The sequence below is a fragment of the Curtobacterium sp. MCLR17_044 genome (assembly GCF_003234435.1).
GTDB lineage: Bacteria > Actinomycetota > Actinomycetes > Actinomycetales > Microbacteriaceae > Curtobacterium > Curtobacterium flaccumfaciens.
The window spans coordinates 191,106-207,171 of record NZ_QKTC01000001.1; the positions used below are offsets into that span (position 1 = coordinate 191,106).

The 16,066-nt window shown below is 70.1% G+C and carries 18 protein-coding genes; 14 read left to right on the forward strand and 4 right to left on the reverse strand.

Translation table 11 applies throughout. The features are described from left to right. The first annotated feature begins 288 nt into the window (after nucleotides 1–288). Nucleotides 289–1,653 (forward strand): replicative DNA helicase, encoded by a 1,365-nt coding sequence (dnaB, locus tag DEJ04_RS00920; protein ID WP_031260130.1) that lies wholly within the window; start codon nucleotides 289–291, stop codon nucleotides 1,651–1,653. A 38-nt stretch (nucleotides 1,654–1,691) separates the two neighbouring features. Here the strand turns inward: dnaB and DEJ04_RS00925 are convergent, their stop codons facing one another. Beyond that, a complete protein-coding gene (locus DEJ04_RS00925) occupies nucleotides 1,692–3,134 on the reverse strand; it encodes a glycosyltransferase family 39 protein (RefSeq protein WP_181437693.1) in 1,443 nt (480 codons plus the stop codon). A 108-nt stretch (nucleotides 3,135–3,242) separates the two neighbouring features. On the opposite strand from DEJ04_RS00925, the gene DEJ04_RS18300 reads away from it, so the two are divergent. The 5 genes from DEJ04_RS18300 to DEJ04_RS00945 all read left to right on the forward strand — a co-directional run bounded on the left by DEJ04_RS18300 (nucleotide 3,243) and on the right by DEJ04_RS00945 (nucleotide 5,992). Further along, nucleotides 3,243–3,380, forward strand: a complete 138-nt coding sequence (locus DEJ04_RS18300) for a hypothetical protein (protein ID WP_171907757.1) — start codon at nucleotides 3,243–3,245, stop codon at nucleotides 3,378–3,380. A gap of 67 nt (nucleotides 3,381–3,447) precedes the next feature. Continuing rightward, the gene (locus tag DEJ04_RS00930) at nucleotides 3,448–3,918 is read left to right on the forward strand and encodes a hypothetical protein (RefSeq protein ID WP_146248614.1); all 471 of its coding nucleotides are present in this window, start codon (nucleotides 3,448–3,450) and stop codon (nucleotides 3,916–3,918) included. A gap of 54 nt (nucleotides 3,919–3,972) precedes the next feature. After that, nucleotides 3,973–4,392 carry a MauE/DoxX family redox-associated membrane protein gene (locus tag DEJ04_RS00935; protein ID WP_027466888.1) on the forward strand — a complete coding sequence of 140 codons (420 nt, stop codon included), beginning with the start codon at nucleotides 3,973–3,975 and terminating at the stop codon, nucleotides 4,390–4,392. Between the two features lie 71 nt (nucleotides 4,393–4,463). Continuing rightward, entirely contained in the window at nucleotides 4,464–5,024 is a 561-nt protein-coding gene (locus DEJ04_RS00940) for an MOSC domain-containing protein (protein WP_228516464.1), read from the forward strand. Next, nucleotides 5,024–5,992, forward strand: coding sequence for an NAD-dependent epimerase/dehydratase family protein (locus DEJ04_RS00945; protein WP_111045711.1), 969 nt, complete (start codon nucleotides 5,024–5,026; stop codon nucleotides 5,990–5,992). Before DEJ04_RS00940 ends, DEJ04_RS00945 begins: the two co-directional genes overlap by 1 nt. A 23-nt stretch (nucleotides 5,993–6,015) precedes the next feature. On the opposite strand, the gene DEJ04_RS00950 is transcribed toward DEJ04_RS00945, so the two are convergent. Further along, nucleotides 6,016–6,462 carry a MarR family winged helix-turn-helix transcriptional regulator gene (locus DEJ04_RS00950; protein ID WP_269149419.1) on the reverse strand — a complete coding sequence of 149 codons (447 nt, stop codon included), beginning with the start codon at nucleotides 6,460–6,462 and terminating at the stop codon, nucleotides 6,016–6,018. 175 nt (nucleotides 6,463–6,637) lie between these two features. On the opposite strand from DEJ04_RS00950, the gene DEJ04_RS00955 reads away from it, so the two are divergent. The 4 genes from DEJ04_RS00955 to DEJ04_RS00970 all read left to right on the forward strand — a co-directional run bounded on the left by DEJ04_RS00955 (nucleotide 6,638) and on the right by DEJ04_RS00970 (nucleotide 9,924). Continuing rightward, nucleotides 6,638–7,291 (forward strand): hypothetical protein, encoded by a 654-nt coding sequence (locus tag DEJ04_RS00955; RefSeq protein WP_027466885.1) that lies wholly within the window; start codon nucleotides 6,638–6,640, stop codon nucleotides 7,289–7,291. Between the two features lie 96 nt (nucleotides 7,292–7,387). Beyond that, on the forward strand, nucleotides 7,388–8,272 hold the full coding sequence (locus DEJ04_RS00960) for a S26 family signal peptidase (protein ID WP_111045713.1): 885 nt from the start codon (nucleotides 7,388–7,390) through the stop codon (nucleotides 8,270–8,272). Beyond that, nucleotides 8,269–9,123, forward strand: a complete 855-nt coding sequence (locus DEJ04_RS00965) for a LamG domain-containing protein (protein WP_111045715.1) — start codon at nucleotides 8,269–8,271, stop codon at nucleotides 9,121–9,123. Before DEJ04_RS00960 ends, DEJ04_RS00965 begins: the two co-directional genes overlap by 4 nt. 231 nt (nucleotides 9,124–9,354) lie before the next feature. Then, complete coding sequence (locus DEJ04_RS00970) at nucleotides 9,355–9,924, forward strand: manganese efflux pump MntP family protein (protein ID WP_111045717.1); 570 nt, start codon at nucleotides 9,355–9,357, stop codon at nucleotides 9,922–9,924. 82 nt (nucleotides 9,925–10,006) lie between these two features. Here DEJ04_RS00970 and DEJ04_RS00975 read toward each other — a convergent pair whose 3' ends face one another. Both DEJ04_RS00975 and DEJ04_RS00980 read right to left on the reverse strand, forming a co-directional pair. After that, the gene (locus tag DEJ04_RS00975) at nucleotides 10,007–10,339 is read right to left on the reverse strand and encodes a DUF4190 domain-containing protein (protein ID WP_111032127.1); all 333 of its coding nucleotides are present in this window, start codon (nucleotides 10,337–10,339) and stop codon (nucleotides 10,007–10,009) included. Nucleotides 10,340–10,436: 97 nt separating this feature from the next. Then, the gene (locus DEJ04_RS00980) at nucleotides 10,437–11,843 is read right to left on the reverse strand and encodes a hypothetical protein (protein ID WP_111045719.1); all 1,407 of its coding nucleotides are present in this window, start codon (nucleotides 11,841–11,843) and stop codon (nucleotides 10,437–10,439) included. A gap of 138 nt (nucleotides 11,844–11,981) precedes the next feature. Here DEJ04_RS00980 and DEJ04_RS00985 point away from each other — a divergent pair, with 138 nt between their 5' ends. The 4 genes from DEJ04_RS00985 to DEJ04_RS01000 all read left to right on the forward strand — a co-directional run bounded on the left by DEJ04_RS00985 (nucleotide 11,982) and on the right by DEJ04_RS01000 (nucleotide 16,056). Further along, on the forward strand, nucleotides 11,982–12,704 hold the full coding sequence (locus tag DEJ04_RS00985; RefSeq protein WP_111045721.1) for an SDR family NAD(P)-dependent oxidoreductase: 723 nt from the start codon (nucleotides 11,982–11,984) through the stop codon (nucleotides 12,702–12,704). 96 nt (nucleotides 12,705–12,800) lie between these two features. After that, nucleotides 12,801–13,493, forward strand: a complete 693-nt coding sequence (locus DEJ04_RS00990) for a DUF6766 family protein (protein ID WP_164941154.1) — start codon at nucleotides 12,801–12,803, stop codon at nucleotides 13,491–13,493. 152 nt (nucleotides 13,494–13,645) lie between these two features. Further along, a complete protein-coding gene (locus tag DEJ04_RS00995; RefSeq protein ID WP_111045723.1) occupies nucleotides 13,646–14,656 on the forward strand; it encodes a LacI family DNA-binding transcriptional regulator in 1,011 nt (336 codons plus the stop codon). 134 nt (nucleotides 14,657–14,790) lie between these two features. Continuing rightward, the gene (locus tag DEJ04_RS01000) at nucleotides 14,791–16,056 is read left to right on the forward strand and encodes an ABC transporter substrate-binding protein (protein ID WP_111045725.1); all 1,266 of its coding nucleotides are present in this window, start codon (nucleotides 14,791–14,793) and stop codon (nucleotides 16,054–16,056) included. Nucleotides 16,057–16,066: the final 10 nt, after the last annotated feature.

The following is a 16,066-nucleotide window of genomic DNA, read 5'->3' on the forward strand; positions in this document are numbered from 1 at the left end:
CCACACACCGTGTGCAACAGAAAACCCCAGGTCAAGTGGTCGAAAGTGTGTTCGTACGGGTCTTTTTCCACAGGCCCGTCCACAGTTCTCCACACAGCGCTCCGGCGTGTTCCGCAGGCTCTCCACAGAGTTATCCACAGGGCCGTTTGTTGGGGATAACTCCGCGGCCGTACGTTGGCCCAGCGACTCGGGGATGTCGGTTGCCGGGGGTAGAAACAGGGGTGCGGGTTCCGGCCGGTGGGTGCTGTCCCGCCGGTCCAGGTCCGTGTCGTCAACAGAGGAGAGCGTGTGTCGATCGCACATCTTGAGCCCGCACCGCAGGACTACGCGGAGCGCGGTATGGAACGCACCCCGCCGCACGACATGCTCGCGGAGCAGTCGACCATCGGTGGCATGCTCCTGTCGAAGGACGCCGTCGCCGACGTCATCGAGACCGCCCGTGGCGTGGACTTCTACGTCCCCAAGCACGAGGTCATCTTCGACGCCATCCTGTCGCTCTACTCGCACGGTGAACCCACCGACGTCATCGCCGTCACCGACGAGCTGACCAAGACCGGGCTGCTGTCCCGCGCCGGCGGAGCCGAGTACCTGCACAGCGTCACGAGCATGGTGCCGACCGCCGCGAACGCCGGCTACTACGCCGGCATCGTCGCCGAGAAGGCGGTGCTCCGCCGCCTGGTGGACGCCGGCACCCGCATCGTCCAGATGGGCTACGCGTCCGAGGGTGAGGTCACCGACCTCGTCAACAGCGCGCAGGCCGAGGTCTACAACGTCGCCGGTGGTGTGCAGACCGAGGACTACGTCCCGCTGACCGACGCCATCTCGGCCGCGCTCGACGAGATCGAGGCCGCCAAGGGCCGCGACGGCCAGATGACCGGGGTGCCGACCGGGTTCGCGCAGCTCGACGGCCTGACGAACGGCTTCCACCCCGGACAGCTCATCATCGTCGCCGCCCGACCCGCCCTCGGTAAGTCGACGCTGGCGCTCGACCTGTGCCGCGCCGCCGCGATCAAGCACGACCAGACCGCCGCGTTCTTCTCGCTCGAGATGGGTCGCGCCGAGATCGCGATGCGTCTGCTCTCCGCCGAGACCAGCGTGCCGCTGCAGAACATGCGCAAGGGCACCGTGGACTCGCGCGACTGGACCACCATCGCGCAGACCCGCGGTCGCATCAACGACGCCCCGTTCTTCATCGACGACTCCCCCAACATGACGCTCGTCGAGATCCGTGCCAAGTGCCGTCGACTCAAGCAGCAGCACAACCTGAAGCTCGTGGTCATCGACTACCTGCAGCTGATGACCTCGGGCAAGAAGGTCGAGAGCCGCCAGCAAGAGGTCTCCGAGTTCTCGCGTGCCCTGAAGCTGATGGCCAAGGAGCTCCAGGTGCCCGTCATCGCCCTGTCGCAGCTGAACCGTGGTCCCGAGCAGCGTGCCGACAAGAAGCCGGCGATCTCCGACCTCCGTGAGTCCGGCTCCATCGAGCAGGACGCTGACATGGTCATCCTGCTGCACCGTGAGTCGGCGTACGAGAAGGACAACCCGCGTCAGGGTGAGGCGGACCTGATCGTGGCGAAGCACCGTAACGGACCGACGGACACCATCACCGTGGCGTTCCACGGGATGTTCTCGCGGTTCGTCGACATGCCGCAGTAGGCGCATGGGTGCGCGACGCCTCGCCAACGTCGCATCGACTAGCGGGCGATCGTGAGGGCCCCGTTGTCCTCGCGGATGCGGCCGTCCTTCGGGACCCACACGCGCAGGCCGTCGAGCCTGCCCGAGGTGAAGGACGAGGCGTCGTCGTGCAGCAGGTTGGTCACGGCCTCCGGTGCGGGGAGCCGCTGGTCGCGTCCGACGACGATGGCGACGTAGGGGCCGCGGTCGAGTCGGTTGGTGCCGTGGTCGCCGACGTACGGCTGGAAGAGCGTGGGAGTCGCCGACACGAACAGGATCCGACCGTCGGGCACATCGTGCTCCTCGAGGTACCCGGGCAACAGCGCGATCCCGGTCGGGTGCGCCCGCGCGACGGCCTGGCTCACCCGGAACGAGGGGACGACGAGCGTCGCGACGAGGACCAGCACGACCGGGACGGTCAGGGCCCTCGGGGGGACGGTGGCGAGTCGCGCGAAGCCGATGGCGGCGAGGACCAGCAGGAACGGCATCCACGCGGTGTAGTAGGTCGGCAGCGCGATCTTGGCCACGACGACGTAGAACCCGACGAGCAGCACCAGGGATGCGCCGACGTACGCGACCAGGCGGTCCGCCCGTACCACCAGGGCAGCGAGCACACCGATCGCGAGGACGACGAGCATCCCCTTGCCGGTGCCGTCGAGCAAGAACCGGAAGCTCGCCCACCACGGTGCGAACGTGTAGATCTGCCCGTCGATCGTGATCGGGTGCCCGTTGGTGTTCTGCCCCTCCTGGAACGCGACCATGTACTGGATCGCCGAACGGATGCCCATCGGGACGTACAGGGCGACGAACGTGACCGTGAAGGCGGCGACCCACAGCACGCCGCCGACGAGGCCCTTCCGCCAGGCCTTGAACAGGACCGGGAGCAGCAGGAACGCCGGGAGCAGCACGATGGTCGACAACTTGGACGTGACCGAGGCAGCCATGAGCACGCCGGACACGGGAGCGAGCCACCACGCCCGCTCACTGCGGATCCACCACCACGCGGCGACGATCGCGAACACGGCGAAGGCCGTCATCACCGGGTCGAGCAGGGCGAGCCGGTCGACGCGGGCGCCCGCACCACCACGTGGAGTCAGCCACCACAGCGACGCCGCCAGCAGGGCACCCCAGTACCCGATCTCGCGACGCAGCCACAGGTACAGGACCACGCCGACCGCGAAGGTGAGCACGCCGACGAGGACCCGCGGGCCGATCGGACCCTGCCCGGTGAGGAGCTGCACGAGCCCGAACAGGTACTTGGCCGTCGGCGGGTGTTCGCGGTTCGCGGTGAAGTCGCCGTGGACGTACTGCCACCCGCTCTGCAGGTAGATGTTCTCGTCGCCGGTGATGTTCGAGCCGGCCAGGTTCCAGAAGCACTGGTAGAGCGCGGCGATCAGGACGAGGGAAGCGATCGTCAGGCGGAGGCGGAGGTCGCCGGCGAACCCGGACACTCGTGATGGCACCAGACGAACCTACTGGCCCTTCGACCGTTATCGCTTGTCCTCGTCCGGCTTCTCGGGTTCACTGCGCTCATGGGTCTCGTCGAAGCAGCAGCGTCAGCATCCTGTGCAGTGTCCGCTCCGGACTGCGACGACACGATGGCCGCGTCCGTCGACGTGCTGCCTGCCGTGGTGATCGCAGCGGCCGTGGTCGTCACGGTGCTCGTGGTCTTCGTCGTGATCGCCCTCCGCGGGCGGCGGCACCGGTAGGACCCCGGGATCTTGACCGGCGGATACCTCCACGTGTTAGGTTGTGCACAACCTAATGGAGCGCAACGTGAAACTCACCAGCTGGATCGACCTCGTCACCGGCGGCCTGCTCGCCGGGCACGGCATCGCCACGGTTCGCCGCACCTCGCTGCGCGCTCGAGCCCAGCAGATGCAGCGACGTGGATTCGAGCCGGGCGTCCCACACGCACTCGGCATCCCTGGCCTGGAAGTCCTCTCTGGGCTCGGAGTCGCCACCGCAGCGGTCCGCCGTGCACCCGGGACCGACCTGGTCGGCACCGGCTCCGCCGTCGCGGCGGCAGCCCTCGGTGGGACCCGGCTCGTGATCGACCGCGAAGACGGCTCGGTGACGAGCACGACCGGCGGTGCTGCCGCACTCACACTCGCCGGCGTGCTGCGGCTGGTCACCTCGACCCGCGGCCGTCCGGTCGCCCGGATCCTCACGCTCGGCGCCGCCGCTGCCGCGATCACGTTCGAGGCCGCACGCCGACGCCGAGTCCTCCGCAGTCGCAGCCGCTGACCTCGGCTCCCCACTCCACCGAACCCCACCACGACCGTGAAAGGCACCACCCCGATGGCAACCCGCACCCCCGCAGTCCGCTCCACCCGCCCCCGGACCATCGTCCGCATCCTGTTCGGCGCGATGCTCACCTGGGCCGGCATCAGCCACCTGACCGTGGCCCGCGAGGAGTTCCAGGCGCAGGTGCCGAAGTTCGTGCCGCTGCCGACCGACGTCACGGTGATCGCCTCCGGCGTGGTGGAGATCTCGCTCGGGGCTGCGCTGATGCTCCTGGCTCGGCGTCAGGTGACGGTCGGTTGGGTCGTCGCGGTGTTCTTCCTCGCGGTCTTCCCCGGCAACATCGCGCAGTGGATGCACCACCGCGACGGGTTCGGCCTGGACACCGACACCAAGCGCTTCGTCCGCCTGCTGTTCCAGCCCGTGCTCATCGCCGTCTCGCTGTGGGCCACGAACGCGCTGCGCAAGCGCCGCTGAACCGGCCTGCGCGAGCGCCGCTGACCGACGCTGCACCCGCGCGGCCGCGACCATGGGGCAGAATCGGCCCCATGAGCGGGGACGACATGGACCAGCCGCGCGTGGTCGCGGTGAGCAAGGACGGCGAGCACCGGTTCAGCAAGCCGTTGGTCGACGCGGTGACGCTCGTGGCGGGGTGGGGCATCGAGGGTGATGCCCACGCCGGCACGACCGTGCAGCACCGCTCTCGGGTCGCCCGTGACCCCTCCCAGCCGAACCTGCGCCAGGTCCACCTGCTGCACGCCGAGCTGTTCGACGAGGTCGCCGAAGCCGGGTTCAGCGTCGAACCGGGACAGATGGGCGAGAACGTCACGACCAGTGGCATCGACCTGCTCGGGCTGCCCGAGGGGGCAGTGCTGCACCTCGGCGACGACGCCTCCGTGCAGGTCACGGGCCTGCGGAATCCGTGCCAGCAGATCAACGGCTTCGAGCCGGGACTCCTCCGTGCCGTGTTGGGGCGCGCCGAGGACGGCACGGTCGAGCGCAAGGGCGGGGTGATGAGCGTCGTGCTCACCGGTGGCACGGTCCGGCCGGGCGATCGCATCCGGGTCGAGCTCCCCGACGGTGAACGACGACCCCTCCAGCCCGTCTGATGACGCAGCGCGTGCGACGCGTCCTGGTACTCGGCGGAACCGGTTGGCTCGGGCGAACGATCGTCGACGAGCTGCTGTCCGAGGGCGCCGACGTCACCTGCCTCGCCCGGGGCACGACCGGCAACGTTCCGGAGGGAGCGCGCTTCGTCCAGTCGGATCGAGCCCTGGCCGGCGCGTACGAACAGGCCAGCGGGAACTGGGACGAGGTCATCGAGCTCGCCAGCGCCCCCGAACTCGTCGCCCCGGCGCTCGACGCCCTCGCCGACCGGGCCGCGCACTGGACCCTGGTGTCCACGGTCTCGGTGTACGCGGAAAACGACGAACCGGGCGCCGACGAGTCCGCCCGGCTGGTGGAGCCGAAGGACCCGTCCGAGTACGCCGACGCGAAGGTCCTGGCCGAGCGCATGACGCGGCTCCGGCTCGGGTCACGGCTGCTCATCGCACGCCCGGGGCTGATCGTCGGCCCCGGCGACCCGAGTGACCGGTTCGGGTACTGGCCGGCACGCCTCGACCGCGGTGGGCCGGTGCTGGTGCCGACGACGGCGGAGCGGTTCGTCCAGGTGATCGACGTCGCAGACCTCGCCGCCTGGCTCGTCCGTGCCGGGAGCGACGGGTTCGTCGGCACGGTCAACGCCGTGGGCGCTCCGACGCCGATGCAGGAGTTCTTCCGGTGCGTGGCCGAGGTCACCGGGTTCGACGACGAGCTGGTCACGGTCGACGACGACGTCCTGCTTGCACACGACGTGGCCTACTGGGCCGGACCGCGATCACTCCCCCTGTGGATCCCGGTGTCGGAGGGCGGGTTCGCGCAGCGCTCCGCGGTGGCGTTCACGGACGCCGGCGGAGTGACACGACCCCTCCGGGAAACCGTGGTGCGGGTGCTCGAGGACGAGCGTGCCCGCGGGACGGCTCGGGAACGCCGTGCCGGCCTCACCTCGACGGAGGAACGGGCGATCCCCACCAGGTAGACGCGCGGTCCCCGCGAGCGAGATCAGGACGCGGCGGCAGCCTGTTCGTACAGACTCGTCGCCAGGTCGTTCAGCACCTCGTGCAGTTCGCCCTTGTGCGCCCCGTCGACGGCCCGGAGCATCGCTGTGTACCGCTCCTGGTAGTCCGACACGACGACATGCCCCGGGGGCAGCAGCCGCAGCAGTGAGCCCCGGCGATCGGCCGGGTTCGGTGCGCGCTCGAGCAGGCCGGCGGTGCTCATCCGGTCGATCATGTTCGTCACCGCGCCCGAGGTCAGCCCCAGGTACCCGGCGACCTCGGTCGGCGTGGAGTACCCGGTGTCACTGATGAGGACCAGGGCGCGGAGGGCGTTCTCGTGCACGCCCGCACGAGCGCTCAGCTGACTCACCAGGCTCGCGTTCGCACGTACGACGGCGGTGAACGCGGCCATGAGATCGGCCGCGTCGTCGTCGTTCGGTGCTGCTGCCACGAGGGCCTTCTTCCGTGTCGGGGACCGGGGGACAAGGAGCGTCCCCCGCACTGGGGTAAGTATACGAGTGGTCAACTTGGTGAATCAGTGACTATCTTAACCATTGAAGCAAAACAGCCCGAACGCCTTGCTTCCCCCAACTTCCTGCAACCACCACCGAACGAAGAGGTACCCCGTGTCCACCAAGCTCCGCACCTCCGCACTGAAGCGGATCCGCTTCGCCCCCGTGGCGCTCCTCGCGGGTATCTTCGCCGCCGTCCTGCTCTCCCTCTCGCTCACCGGCACCCTCTCCGGGTTCGCCGCGAGCATCACCAACAGCAGCAACACCGCCGGCAGCGGCACGCTGATCATGCAGGAGCAGAACGCCGGCGCGACCGTCACCTGCCTCAGCACCGACGGCGGCTCGGTCTCGACGAACTCGGCGACCTGCTCGACGATCAACAAGTTCGGCGGCAGCACGACGATGACCCCGGGCAACACGGTCAACACCGCGATCTCGATCAAGAACACCGGCACCGCGAACGCAAGCACCTTCACGCTGAACCCGGGCGCCACGTGCACCCAGTCGGCGAACGGCTCGGCCAACGGCACCGCGACCGACCTCTGCGCCAAGATGAACCTCGTCGTCACCTCCGGCTCGACCACCGTCTTCAGCGGCACCCTCGCCAGCTTCAAGGGTGCGGCGGCGTCGGCCTTCACGATGCCGCAGGCCCCGGCCGCCGGCGCGAGCGTCCCGTTCAACTTCGCGGTGACCCTGGACTCCTCGGCGGGCAACACCTACCAGGGCCTTGCCGCCTCGGTCCCGATGACCTGGACCTTCACGGCCTGATCCGACCCCCATCACCCTTCCCCCAGACCGGCGACGCTCGGCCGACCCCCCTCCGGTCGAGCGTCGCCATTCCCCTGAATCCCCGGAGCAGAGCCCATGAGCCAGACCGCAGCGATCCCGCTCAGCGGCATGCTCGACCGCCCGGTCCTCCGCGGCCGTCAGGTCACCCGCTCCGAGACGGTCCTCGCCTGGTCGGTCGCCGCGATCGCCGCACTGCTCCTCACCGCCGCCGTCCTGTTCCTCTCCGCCGGCGGCCGCTGGTTCGTCGTCGAGACCCCCTCGATGGGCGAAGCCGCCCCGGTCGGCACCCTCGTGCTCGACCTGCCGGTGGACGTCGCCACGCTCAGCGTCGGCGACATCGTCTCGTTCGAGACCTCCGCCAACCCGGACGTCGTCTACACCCACCGCATCGTCTCGATCGACGCGGACGGCGGGATCCACACCCGCGGTGACGTCAACGGCGCCACCGACCCGTGGACGCTCACCCAGGCCGACGTGATCGGCACCCCCGCGCTCCTGGTCCCGCGCATCGGCTGGCTGCTCCGTGCCGCCCCGATCCTGCTCATCGGCACGCTGATCATCCTGACCCTGACCAGTGCGTTCACCGACCGGGTGACCCGCACGTGCCTGCGGATCGCGGGCAGCGCCCTCACCGTTGCGTACGCGGCGTTCGTGTTCAAGCCGTTCGTCAACGTGACGACGATCACGAACACCTCGAGCCCGACCGGCGTCGAGGCCACCGTGATCTCGTCGGGGATCTTCCCGGTCCGCGTCGACGCCCACGGCGGCAACAGCGTCCACCTGGTCGACGGCGAGATGGGCAAGGTCGTCATCCACGAGCTGACGAAGAACGGGCACTACCAGCTCATGTCGAACATCGACCTCGACCCCCTGGGTTGGGTCGCCCTGTTCGCCGTGTGCCTCGTGCCGCTCGTGGCGTGCCTGGCGGTCGGCCGCGTCGAGGCGGTGCGTCCCTCGTGATCCTCCGTCGCCTGCGCGACGGTCGCGTCGTCGCTGTCCTGCTCGTGGTCGCCCTGGCCGTCGTCGTCCTGCTGAACCAGTTCGCCCCGACCCGCTCGGCGTACACCGCCCGCGTGACCAACAGTGCGAACACGGCCGCGACCGCCCCGTACTTCACCTGCACGGGCGCCGTCGGCGCCGACACCGCGAATGCCCTGTTCGCCTACCGCCTGACCGAGGCCTCTGGATCGAAGACGGCCACCGACTGGTCGGGTCGCGGCGCGAACGGCACCTACCAGGGCACCATGACGGCGACCACGCCGAGCCCGAACGCCTGCCCGCGTGACAGCGGCAGCGCCTACGCGCTCAACGGCTCGACGAGCTACGTCTCCACTCCGCGCTCGTACGCCAACCCCACGACCTTCAGCGAGGAGGTCTGGTTCCGCACCACGGTCGCCGGCGGCATGCTCATCGGCTTCGGCAGCAGCCAGACCGGAGCGTCGAGCCAGCACGACCGGAAGCTCTACCTGACCACCAGCGGCCAGCTCGCGTTCGGCACGTACAACGGCGCCACGCAGGTCCTCACCTCGCCGAAGGCCTACACCGACGGCGCCTGGCACCACACCGTCGCCACGATGTCGCCCACCAACGGGATGCGCCTGTACGTCGACGGCACGCTCGTCACGTCGAACGCGGCCTTCAAGAGCCCCGAGAACTTCACCGGGTACTTCCGCGTCGGCTACGACGTCGTCAGCGGGTGGCCGGGTGCCACGAACAACCCGTACTTCACCGGGTCGATGCGGTACGCCGCCGTCTACGGCACCGAACTGACGGCCAGCCAGGTGGCCGCGCACGCGGCCGCCGGTTCCTGACGCACTGACTGCCGGACTGGAGGCTCGTGGCCATGCCCGCCACGAGCCTCCAGTCCGTCCCCTGGTCACGTCGAGAACGTGGGCCGGGTTGGCGGACCGGGCCCACCAACCCGCGGATTCGGGGCGACGAATCCCGCTGATCAGGCCTTTTCGTGCCGTGGACCGTGCCAGGATCGTCAGGTCCTGAGACGTCGGAGTCTCCATCCGACCGTCTCGAAAGGCGCCACCCCCATGTCCTTCTGGGCCCTCTTCCTCATCGCGCTCGGCGTCTCCGCGGACGCCTTCGCCGTCGCCCTCGGCAAGGGCCTGCACATGAAGCGCTTCGACGTGCGGCACGCGATCGTGATCGCGCTGACGTTCGGGGTGTTCCAGGCGGTGATGCCGTTGCTCGGCTGGCTGCTCGGGTCGGCGTTCGCGCAGTACATCGCGGCCTTCGACCACTGGGTTGCGTTCGGGCTGCTGGCGCTGATCGGCGGGAAGATGCTGTGGGAGGCGTTCTCGGAGCACGAGGACACGGAGCAGGACACCGATCGGCTGCCGGTCCGCGAGCTCCTCGTGCTGGCGGTCGCGACCAGCATCGATGCCCTGGCGGTGGGCGTCACCCTGGCGTTCCTGCCCGTGTCGATCGGCGGCGCGGTGCTGCTCATCGGGATCACCACCGCGGTGCTTTCGTTCGTCGGGGTCCTGGTCGGTCGCCGCGTCGGTGCCCGCTTCGGCAAGCCGGCGGAGATCGCGGGTGGTGTCGTCCTGATCCTGATCGGTCTGAACATCGTGCTGGAGCACACCGGCGTCATCGGCTGAGGCCACGGTCCGGAACCAGCCCCAGACAGACCGGAGGCCCGTGGCGAGCTGCCACGGGCCTCCGGTCTGGTGCTGGTGGGTGTCAGTAGCTGCCCATGCTGCCCGCCGGAGCGTTCGCGACGACAGCGATCACGAAGATGACCCAGATGATGCCGAAGACGAGCGACAGGGCGCTGATGATGATGCCGGCGAGGGCCAGGCCGCGGCCGCGCTCCCCGGTCTTCTTGATCTGCGAGAGCGCGATGATCGACACCACGAGGCCGGCGATGTTCACCACGAAGGCCAGGACGAACCCGACGATCGCCATGACGTTGAAGCGGTCCGATGACGGCTGCATCGGAGCGCCGTAGGGCTGCCCGCCGGCGGCGTAGGGGTTCGGGTTCTGCTGGTTGTACTGGGGCGTGCCGTCACTCATGGCGCCGCGTCCTCTCTGATCAGGGGGATGTCTACACAGGAAACGTACAGGACCAGCGGGCCAGACGGGGCGGTGGGATCAGGCGGGACCGACCCCGTCAGATGTCGAGCACCCCGTCCACCGCGTCCGCTCGGTCGGCGATGTGCCCGCTGTCGATGTCCTCGTCCAGGTGCACGCCGACGTAGGTCCAGTCCTCCACGTGCCCGGCGTCGTCGAACACCCGGTAGCGCCGACGGAGCCGCAGGTACGGCACGGCGCGGTGCTCGAACGACACCACGACCTCGGTCGCCGGCCACTCGCCCTCGACGGTGACCTCGACGGCTCGGTAGTCGCTCGCCGACCGCCGGGGTTCGGGGTGGTCGCGGGTCCACAGGATGCCGGGCTGGTCGAGCGCCTCGAACACGTCCACGAGGTCCGCGACCGCGCGCTCCCGTGCGGCAGCGTCCAGGTCGTGCAGCGGCCAGCGCGCGCCCTCGACGTCGGTCAGGTCGAACTGCTCCGTCCACGGAGCGCGGGCTGCTTCCAGACGTTCCTGTTCGTCCTCCCACGACGTCTCGTCCTCGTCGCTCGCGGCACGGGACGGCAGGTCCTCCGTGGTCACGGAGGCGGGCAGGCCGCCGGTCACGTCGAGGTCGACCTCGCGGGAGACGTAGACGACGTTCCGGAACACGGACGCGTCGGGTTCCAGCCGCGGACCGGTCGGTGCGTACCGGAGGGTGAGGACCGAGCCGGTGCGGCGGACGTCCTCAGCCAGGTGGTCGACGGTGATCGTCGTCCGGCTGCCGTCGGTCCGGACGAGCACGAGCTCGGTCGGCGGGGTCAGCAGGGGTGGCGCGGGATCGGCCGGTGGTCCCGACCGGCGAGGGAAGTCGTCCTCGTCGTCGGCGTCGGGTCCGGCACTCCAGAAGTAGCGGGGGCGGACGTCGTGATCGTCGTCGTCCAGCAGCTCGGGGTCGTCGTCCTCCGGCTCCTCGCCGGCCGCCAGCGTCGCCGCCCACTCCTCTGGCGACGGCCAGAACGGCTCGGACGGCGCCCACGGCAGGGTCTCCGGGTCGACGCCGTCGAGCGGGTCGTCCGAGTCCCCGTCGTCGTCCTCCGGATCCTCGAGCCTCTCGTCCTCGGAGTCCTCGTCCTCGCCCATCCACATCGACGCGTCACGTGGGTCGCCGATCCACAGCCCCTCGGCGTCCGCCCCGAGCACGCGTCGATCCCCGAGATCGACGGCACACGTCACCCCGGCCGGCGTGACGTGCACGGCCGTCCGCGACTCTGTGTCGAGGTCGCCTTCAGCGTCCTCGCGCGACACGTAGACCACCCAGGCACCTGTCGCGGTCCCGAGGACCCCGACCTCGTCGACCGCACCGTCCGGCAACGGGGCGTCCGGCCACGTCACCCACCGCACGTCGTCGCCCGTGACGACCGCCGCGACCGGTCGTGTGGCGTCCGGCACGATCGTCGCGTCACCGACGCCGACGGCGTCGACGGGCTCGAGGAAGCTGCTCATGCAGCGACCGTACCGCGGCCCTGTGGCCGGCCCGTGAACAGCCGGGAGGCCCGTGGCGGGCCCGCACCGCGCCTCCCGTCCGCCCGTTCCCGGTCCACCTGCCGGACCCGCCGCAGCGGTCGGGCGCATGATGGGCGGATGGCACGCATCCTCGTCACCGGATCCACCGACGGCCTCGGGCGGGGAACCGCCGACTCGCTACTCCGCAGCGGGCACGACGTCGTCGTCCACGCGCGCAACCGGGCCCGCGCCGAGGCGGTCGCCGACCTGGTGGAGCGCGGCGCCGAACTCGTCGTCGCCGACCTGGCGGACCGCGACGCCGTGATCGCCACCGCCCGGGAACTCGACGCCGGCACCCCGCTCGACGCCGTCGTGCACAACGCCGGCGTGATCTCGGGCCGTTCCCTGGTGCCCGTGAACGTCGTGGCGCCCTACCTGTTCACCGCGTTGCTGCGCTCGCCGGGGCGGCACGTGTACCTGAGCAGCGGGATGCACCGGGGCGGCCGCCCGCGCCTGGACACGGTCGACTGGACCGGCGTTTCGGAGACGAACTCGTACTCCGACACGAAGCTGTTCGTGACGGCGCTCGCCGCCGAGGTGCCGCTCCGACGCCCGGGCGTGCTGAGCAACGCCGTCGACCCGGGCTGGGTGGCGACCAAGATGGGCGGGGCCGGCGCTCCCGACGACTTCGAGCTGGGACACCGCACGCAGGAGACGCTCGCAACCGACTCAGAACAAACCGTGACAGGCGGTTACTGGTTCCACGGGGAGCGGCAGGAACCGCACCAGGCGGTCGCCGACCAGCGGTTCCGCACCGAACTGCTCGACGCGCTCGCCGAGGCCACCGGCATCACGCTCTGAGTCGCTGACGGACCGGCAGGACCGGTCGGGTGCTCCTGCGAAGGCGTTCGTCGCGCCCGGACGAGGATGGCGTCGACACGACGAACGGAGGACCCGGTGACCCTCGGCCTGCACAACGGATCGAGTGGGTGGCAGCGCGTGCGACGGCACGGCCTGCTCCTCGCGAACGTCGCCGTCTTCGTCGTGTGCTTCGTCGGCATGGTGTTCGCCGGGTGGCGGGTGTCCGCGGCGGACGCCCTCCAGCACGGCGAGGCGGCCGTGTCGCTCTGGGGCTTCCTGACGAGCGGCGACTTCGCCGAGGCCACCTTCGAGAACTGGGAGAGCGAGTTCCTGCAGATGGGCGCGTACATCGTGTTCACGGTGTTCCTGTTCCAGAAGGGGTCGAGCGAGTCCGAGCCCCTGGACGAACAGAGCCCGCAGGACGAGGACCCCCGGGAGCACGCCGACGACCCGAAGGCCCCGTGGCCGGTGCGCCGGGGCGGGATCGTGCTCGTGCTGTACGAGAACTCGCTGCTGATCCTGTTCGCGGTGCTGTTCCTCGGCAGTGTCGTGGGGCACGTGATCGGTGGCGCTGCGGCCTACAACGAGGAGCAGCTCGAGCACGGCGACAGCGTGGTCTCGGCGTGGGGCTACCTCGGCACGAGCCAGTTCTGGTTCGAGTCGATGCAGAACTGGCAGTCGGAGTTCCTGGTCATCTCGGTGATGGTGATCGCCACCGTGTCCCTGCGGCAACGAGGGTCGAGCCAGTCGAAGCCGGTGGCCGCGCCGACGGAGCAGACCGGCGCCTGAGCGCGGCCGAGACCGGACGGGAGGCCCGTGGCGGACCCGCCACGGGCCTCCCGTCCGGTCCGCACCACGCTGGTGCGGTAGGTTCCTGCCGAACGCAGTCCGCACGTGAGAGGGGGCGCCCGATGGCGCAGGGGCACCGCTCTCCGCCCACGATGAGCGACGTCGCCGCCGTGGCGGGTGTCTCGAAGAAGACCGTCTCGAACGTGCTGTCCGGCTACGAACACGTCTCCGTCCGCACCCGTGACCGCGTGATGGCCGCCGTCGACGAGCTCGGCTACGAGCTCAACGTCTCGGCCCGGAACTTCCGCGCCGGACGCTCCAAGGTGCTCGGGCTCGCGGTGCCGGAACTGCGGCAGGCGTACTTCGCCGAACTCGCCGACGCCGTCATCCGCGCTGCCGGAGCCGTGGGCTACACGGTGCTCATCGAGCAGACCGCGAGCGGCGTGCGCGAGGCGGACGCGATCACCCGGATGCGCGAGCACTCCATCGACGGCATCATCTACAGCCCGCTGACCGTCCGGCCGAGCGATGCCGCCGCGCTCGAGGTGAAGTTCCCCCTGGTCGTGCTCGGTGAGCCGATCCCGGACGCCCCCGTGCCGTTCATCTCCATGTCGAACGCGGACGCGCTGCGGGACGCGACCGCGCATCTGCTCGACGCCGGTCGTCGGTCGATCGCGTTCATCGGCTCCGACCCGTCGGGACCCGTGCGCACGGCGCAGGAGCGACTGCGGGGCTACCGCGAGGCACTCCTCGACGCCGGCGTGCCGTTCACGCCCGAGCGGGTGGTGCCGACCGCGCTGTGGCACCGGGCCGAGGGGGCGGCGGCTGCGCGGCAGCTCCTCGACGCCGGCGTGCCGGTCGACGGGATCGTCTGCTGCAACGACGCGCTCGCGCTCGGGGCGATGAGTGCCCTGCAGCTCGCGGGCCGGACCGTGCCGGACGACGTCGCGGTCGTCGGGTTCGACGACATCGAGGAGTCGGCGTACTCGACCCCGGCGCTGACCACGGTGTCGGCCGACCTGGACCGGGTCGCGGCGACGGCGGTCGGGGTGCTCGTCGCCCAGCTCGAGGAGGGCGCCCCGGCGACACCGGGGGTGCTGCGCTCCCCGCACGCACTCGTCGTCCGGGCGTCGTCCGGACCGTTGCGTCCGGTTGCTGCCTGACCCGTTGACCACGGGTGCTCCCCGACCCCTTGACCGGGCGGTCGAGCACCGGCTACTGTCCACATTTACACCGGTGTAAATCCGGCATGGACGAGGTCCGCACACCGACGTGCCGGACGGATGGCAGGTTTTCGATGAAGAAGCACATCGCGGTCGTCGCGCTCGCAGCAGCGGCGTCGCTCTCCCTCGCCGGGTGCGCCGGCTCCCCCGGATCGTCGGGTGACGGCGGCCACGTCGACCTGACGTTCTGGCACGGCTACACCGAGGCCGACGGCAAGGTCCTGGACGGCATCGTCAAGGACTTCAACGCCTCGCAGGACAAGGTCACCATCACGACCCAGACGAAGACCTGGGCCGTGATCGACGACACGATGCTCCCCGCCCTGTCCGCGAAGAAGGGCCCGGACCTCGTCGCGATGACCTCCGACCGGCTGCCGGTCTACGCGCAGAAGAAGGCGCTGGTCGACCTCAGCGACTTCTACGCCGACGACGCCAACAACACCGGGGACCTGAAGGAACAGGCCGTCGCGATGGAACGGGTCGACGGCAAGGAGTACGGGGTGCCGAGCGGGTTCGTCCCGCTCTCCGTGATCTACAACAAGAAGCTGTTCGCAGCTGCCGGCATCGACTCCTTCCCGACCACCTGGGACGAGTGGGTCGCCGACGCGAAGAAGCTCACGAAGGACGAGAACGGCGACGGCACCCCCGAGCAGTACGGGCTCGTGCTGCCGGACCACCAGACCGTCGGCAACGGCATCTGGCCGAGCCTGTTCGCCGGCAACGGCGGATCGATCACGAACGAGGCGGGCACGAAGTCCACCATCGACTCCGCCGCGAACGCCGAGACGCTCGAGTACTGGGCGAAGGCGGTGCGCGACGACAAGATCTCGCCGACCGGTGTCGACGGCATCGCCGCGGACAAGCTCTTCACGGCCGGCAAGACCGCCATGGAGATCGGCGGCCCCTGGATGGCCGGTGTCGCCGAGGCGTCGGACATCGACTACGGCATCGCGGCGATCCCTGCGGGGCCCGAAGCACAGGTGGCCTCGGCCATCGGCGTCTCGCTCGGGGTGACGGCCCAGACCGACGACGCGAAGCAGGCCGCGGCCGAGCGGTTCCTGCGCTACTTCAACGAGCAGTCCGTCGCGACGAAGTGGGCCCTCGGGTCCGGCTGGCCGCCGCTCCGCACCGACGTCACCGCCGCCGACGTCGACGAGAACCCGACCGTCGCGACGCTCACCGGGCTGCCGGGCACCACGATCCCGCTCCTGCCCGGCGTGGTCGACAGCGCCGACGTGCTCACCGCCGTGGACACCGCGACCCAGAAGGCGATGGCGGGCGGGGACCCCGAATCGCTCCTCGCCACCGCCGACGCCGACGTGCAGTCGGCCCTGAAGTAGCAGCAGCGGC

Coding starts and splice junctions, on each gene's coding strand:
- DEJ04_RS00935 (WP_027466888.1), top strand. CDS start 3,973: ATGGCAACCCGCACCCCCGCAGTCCGCTCCACCCGCCCCCGGACCATC.
- DEJ04_RS00940 (WP_228516464.1), top strand. CDS start 4,464: ATGAGCGGGGACGACATGGACCAGCCGCGCGTGGTCGCGGTGAGCAAG.
- DEJ04_RS00945 (WP_111045711.1), top strand. CDS start 5,024: ATGACGCAGCGCGTGCGACGCGTCCTGGTACTCGGCGGAACCGGTTGG.
- DEJ04_RS00960 (WP_111045713.1), top strand. CDS start 7,388: ATGAGCCAGACCGCAGCGATCCCGCTCAGCGGCATGCTCGACCGCCCG.
- DEJ04_RS00970 (WP_111045717.1), top strand. CDS start 9,355: ATGTCCTTCTGGGCCCTCTTCCTCATCGCGCTCGGCGTCTCCGCGGAC.
- DEJ04_RS00975 (WP_111032127.1), bottom strand. CDS start 10,339: ATGAGTGACGGCACGCCCCAGTACAACCAGCAGAACCCGAACCCCTAC.
- DEJ04_RS00980 (WP_111045719.1), bottom strand. CDS start 11,843: ATGAGCAGCTTCCTCGAGCCCGTCGACGCCGTCGGCGTCGGTGACGCG.
- DEJ04_RS00985 (WP_111045721.1), top strand. CDS start 11,982: ATGGCACGCATCCTCGTCACCGGATCCACCGACGGCCTCGGGCGGGGA.
- DEJ04_RS00995 (WP_111045723.1), top strand. CDS start 13,646: ATGAGCGACGTCGCCGCCGTGGCGGGTGTCTCGAAGAAGACCGTCTCG.
- DEJ04_RS01000 (WP_111045725.1), top strand. CDS start 14,791: ATGAAGAAGCACATCGCGGTCGTCGCGCTCGCAGCAGCGGCGTCGCTC.